This window comes from Thioalkalivibrio sp. ALJ24 (assembly GCF_000377785.1).
Classification (GTDB): Bacteria; Pseudomonadota; Gammaproteobacteria; order Ectothiorhodospirales; family Ectothiorhodospiraceae; genus Thioalkalivibrio.
In genome coordinates this window covers 1-4,687 of the sequence record NZ_KB898739.1, presented here as the reverse complement: position 1 = coordinate 4,687, position 4,687 = coordinate 1, and the positions used below count along the sequence as shown (strand labels likewise).

Sequence of the window (4,687 nt, the reverse complement as noted above, 5' to 3'; positions counted from 1 at the left end):
TTGCGCAGGACGGCCTCCTTACGCTCGCTGGAATACTGCTTCATGGTTGTCACCTGTCGGTTGCGTTGAGGCGACAACTACGTTGACTGATAGGGATTCGGCCTTGCCGATCCTCCCGGGACGACGACCAGCCCCGCCCCGAACACCGTCCGGAAAGACCCAGCTCAGCGACCCGGTCAGTCTCGAGCTCCTCCGGCCACAACGGCTCGGAGATGTAAGAACCCTGCGCGATACCGAAACCGCACTCGCAGGCCACGTCCATCAGCTCCTCTCTGGAAACACCCTCAATCACGGTTTCCAGCCCCTCGTCTCTTCCCAGGGCTGCCAGGCGACACAGGAACCGACGCCCGCCGCAGCGCTGGACCGCCTGCTCGAGAAACCAGCGATCGACCTTAACTTCCGTTAATGGAAAGCGAACCAGCCGGTCCAGGTTTGCCGTCCCGGCACCGAAGTCGTCCAGCGACAGTCCGAAGCCGGCGATCCTGGCCTGAGTCAGTACCCTGCGATGAACGGGTTCCACTTCCAGCTCACGTTCGGTGATCTCGAGCAGAACCTGATTCGGGCGCACCGAATTCTGTCTACAGGCCGTGAGAAGTTGCCGCAGAAGGTCCCCGTGTCCGAGCAGGTCCAGCGACAAATTAATGCTCAGGGTCTTCGGGGCTACGTCACGGCACGAACTCCGGAGCGCCCCGAAACGCGCAATGGCCATATCGCTAATCTGGGCAAAAATGCGCCAGGCGTAACGCGAATCTTCCAGGGCCCAGAGGAACGCACCGGGCCGGACAGTCTCTCCGTCCTGCATACGGATCCGTGCCAGCGCCTCAACGCCCTTCACCCGCCCGTCCTGCAAGGACGCCTGAGGCTGGAACGCCACTGCAAAAAGGCGACCCGCCAGCGCATCCTCAATTTCAGACGCATCAAGGACGGACCGCCCCCCTGCAGGTCCGGTCTCCCCCACCGAGTGCCAACCGTCCTCCAGCAAGCGCCCCAGCTCATCCAGAACCAGCGGCTTCGCCAGATGCCCGAGCACCGGTACCCCGACTTCCCGCGCGACCCCTTCCGCTGACTCGCGGATCGACTGGTCAAGGCCCGAGATGAAGACCACCTTCGGACGGCGCTCTTCCCTTTCCGCCCAATATGCAATGGCCGCGATACCGTCTTCTTCACCTACCTTTAGGTCCACCAGACACAAATCGAACGACTCCGACAGGTACTTCTGCCTCACACAAGCCAAGTCATTAGAGATAACGACCGAAGCACCCAGCGAACCCAGATATTCCCCAAGCTCATCCGCAAACTCGGGGTCATCTTCTAGTATCAGTGTCCGTACACCGCTCAACGTCATACTCAACTCTCCTTACGCCAGCACAAAAAAGGAGGGGGATGGCTCGGCCATCCCCCCGCGTCGAGAAAATCGGATCTGTATTCCGATCACGGACCAGCGGCGATCTCTTCCAGAACCTCTTCTAGCGCCCCCGGCGACCTCCTCAACTGGAAAAAACTGTTCGACCCCAGCATCCCCAGATCCGGCCAGTGCAGCGCCATCCGAAAGCGCATGTGCAACGCCTCAACCTCACCATCGTTAACCAGAATTTCGTAGGGTAGATAAGCCGTATGCCGGCGATCTCCTACGTCAACCGTATCAAGCTTGTGCCGATCGCCCACCTCTTCCGGGGCACCGGCTGAAGCATCAAACGCTACGCCATACAAAGTGACACCCGGACGATCAAGGTCCAGCCGGTAAACTTCCGAGACGCCATTGCCCTCCTGCGCCAGTGTCGCCTCGATCGCCGCCCTGGCCGTCTCGGCATCGTCATGACTTGCCAGCTCATATGGATCATCGAAGCGCTCCATGCCCACCATGTAGCGATAACCACGCAGATCCGAAGCGGTCATCCCGTCCTCTGAGCCAAATACCTCACTATTGCCGAGAACACTGGCGAGATCTTCGCGCACCCCGACGAGATCCTCCTCCACTTCATAGGCGTGACGGAAGTATTCCAGATTGTTATGGACGACCTGAACCTCGCCCTCCACGTCAGTGACCGCAATTCGAACCGGCGCGAGATAGGCCGACCTTGCCTCATCGTTCGCCACTTTCATCAGCTCCGGATGCGACACTACGAACACATGGCGCCCGTCGTCCACCGCGTACTGGCCCAACTTCTCGAATGGCCCCTCTCGCAACTTTGCGGCGACTTCCTCTACCACCGCTCCGTGCTCCGTAGTCGCAACAGAGTCCGCCAGCACAAAGGGCTGCAGCTCGTCGCTCTTGGCGACCCCCGCCGCTGCCAGCAAGCCTGTAGCCAGTAGACACGCCACGATCTCGTTCGCTCTTTCGAATTGCATAGGCCTTCCTCCGGTGGTTGTTGCTTCTCTGTCGGCGTCTTTATGCCACGCTCTTTCTTTACACTTCAATCAGAAACGGTATCCGAATCCGACCTCGACCTCATACTGCTCCATTTCAATCTCTACATCTTGCTGCTCAAAAAATGCATGATCCCCCTTGACCGACTCCTTGGGCGCATACATAGCGGAAAAACTGATCTCCAGATCCTCACTCAACTCCCGGGTCGCACCCAGCGTATAATGTTCGGTCATCACACCGGGGGCCAGAATATTGAAGGTCACTTCATCCTCCGGAATCGGATTATCGCCCCGGTTATACCCGGCGCGGAGTGACCAACCATCAAAGCCATCGTACTGTGCACCGACCTTGTAAACATTGATATCCTCCCAGCCAAACCCGGGGCCATCGGAAGATCCGAGCCGGTTTCCGTCTTCCGTCAAATTGGTCACTGAATTAGAAAGCGAGTCGACGTCTGAATAATTGATCCGCTGGTAATCCGCGGCAACAGTGAGATTCCGGGTCACATCAACCGCAATCCCTACCCCCCAGGTCGAGGGAATATCAAAGTCGCCTTGCTCAGCGAACAGCCCTTCATAATCATCGAACCCATCGTGTGCCTGACGGCTCTGATAGGATGCGCCAAGCGTGATGTGATCCGCGACGTCAGCCTGGAGGCCCACCTTAATTCCATATCCAAAGCTGTCGTCATACCCCTGGTCGCTCAGCTTTTCAGGACTGTCACTCAACGGTTCGAACTCGGACAGACCGAATGCTTCGAACCTCTGGTAACTGAGGATTGGGCTTACACCGGCGCGAACCTGGCCTTGGTCACCGAATGAAGTCGCGAAGGTTGGCATGACCATCAGCTGCATCAGGTCCACTCCGGCTGCCCCGTCACAGAATGGGCCACTCTGTCTTCCGACCTCCGAACCCAAGGGCCCCTGACAGCCTTCTTTATTGTCGAAGCCCGGATAATTCGTATTCAGGCCACCGTTACCGACGACGGTCACACCCCAGGAACTCCGGTCGTTAATCTGACGCACGAAGGCGAACGACGGTATGAAAAAGTTCTTTTCCCGTGACTCGATCCATTCACCGTTTGTATTAAGTGGAACCAGAGTATCCTGGACAAGGGACAGAAAGACAGTGTCTCCCAATTTCGCAGCATCGAGAGCAACATCGTCGTCAATGGCATCAATGATCGTGTCATTCAAGTCGTTCAACGGTTCTTCGGAACTCTCATTAGGGTCGAGTATCGAGTCCACGGCTCCCTGGAGATCATCGACGATATCGTCGACCGTTCCGCCACTTCCGAGGAGATTGTCCACCGTAGTATCCAGCTGATCGGCCAACTCTTCGAAAGTGTCTTCGACGGTCTCGGTTAGATCGACATCGAGGTCATCGAGGGTCAGATCGCCCACCTCGAGACCATCGCCAGTCACCTTGTAGGATCGCTCGGGCCGAAAGTAGGCGAGCGCACCGTCCACCCTCGACTCCATTCCGGCAATTCCAGCGGGGTTGGTTGCCGGAGCGAAGGAGTCTTGTGACATCGCCATGCCGACCCCGCCCATCCCCTTGTTCTGGGTACCGAATCCGTGAGCAAAATATCCGTTGGTCGCGTGACTCTGCGGAATTGTGAGGGATAATGCCGTAACCGAAAGGGTTGCCGCCGCGCGGGCGAGCGTACGCTGCTTCATGACTCTCTCCTCTGGTTGACGCGCGTCTGTGCCGAGATACTGACCCCTTATTGTTTTCTGAACAGATAGCTGTTCGCTCTTCAGTGGATCGGCAGCGATAGTAGTGCGCAGAGAAGCATTAAGGCACTAGGCGGTTACAGCTAGTAGGTTTGTATTATTTTATATATCCAAATATAATTAGATGCTGATGTGATTCGCAACTGCTTCCGTACAGCGGACCGCTTTGGGATGATAGCGCCCGGGTTCTTACCCGACCTGAATTCAACACATAAGTGCAACGCCACGTCACGCGGCGCGTTGCCGCGGTAAGGATTGCTCCAGGACCTCGATCGGAGCCTGGTAGCCGAGTCGCTTGCGCGGTCGAAGGTTGAGCTTGTCTTCGATCTCCTGGATACGTTCTTCGCTGACGTGAGCGAAGTCAGTGCCCTTCGGGAAGTACTCCCGGATCAGTCCATTGGTGTTCTCGTTCGAGCCGCGTTCCCAGCTGTGATATGGCCGGGCGAAGTACACGGGGCAGGCGAGCTTCGCGCTCACCTGCTCGTGGGCCCTATCAGTCAACGTAGTTGTCGCCTCAACGCAACCGACAGGTGACAACCATGAAGCAGTATTCCAGCGAGCGTAAGGAGGCCGTCCTGCGCAA

Annotated in this window: 3 protein-coding genes and 1 pseudogene; all 4 read right to left on the bottom strand. The window is 57.4% G+C overall.

Annotated features, from left to right (window positions below; all coding sequences use genetic code 11):
- Positions 1-49: 49 nt before the first annotated feature.
- A complete protein-coding gene (locus tag D571_RS0113425) occupies positions 50-1,345 on the bottom strand; it encodes an EAL domain-containing protein (protein ID WP_018937209.1) in 1,296 nt (431 codons plus the stop codon).
- Positions 1,346-1,431: 86 nt separating this feature from the next.
- Entirely contained in the window at positions 1,432-2,349 is a 918-nt protein-coding gene (locus D571_RS0113420) for a hypothetical protein (protein ID WP_018937208.1), read from the bottom strand.
- A gap of 69 nt (positions 2,350-2,418) precedes the next feature.
- A complete protein-coding gene (locus tag D571_RS0113415) occupies positions 2,419-4,047 on the bottom strand; it encodes an OmpP1/FadL family transporter (RefSeq protein ID WP_026287870.1) in 1,629 nt (542 codons plus the stop codon).
- 285 nt (positions 4,048-4,332) lie between these two features.
- Positions 4,333-4,590 (bottom strand): annotated as a pseudogene (locus D571_RS13890) (IS30 family transposase); the annotation flags it as partial.
- Positions 4,591-4,687 lie beyond the last annotated feature (97 nt).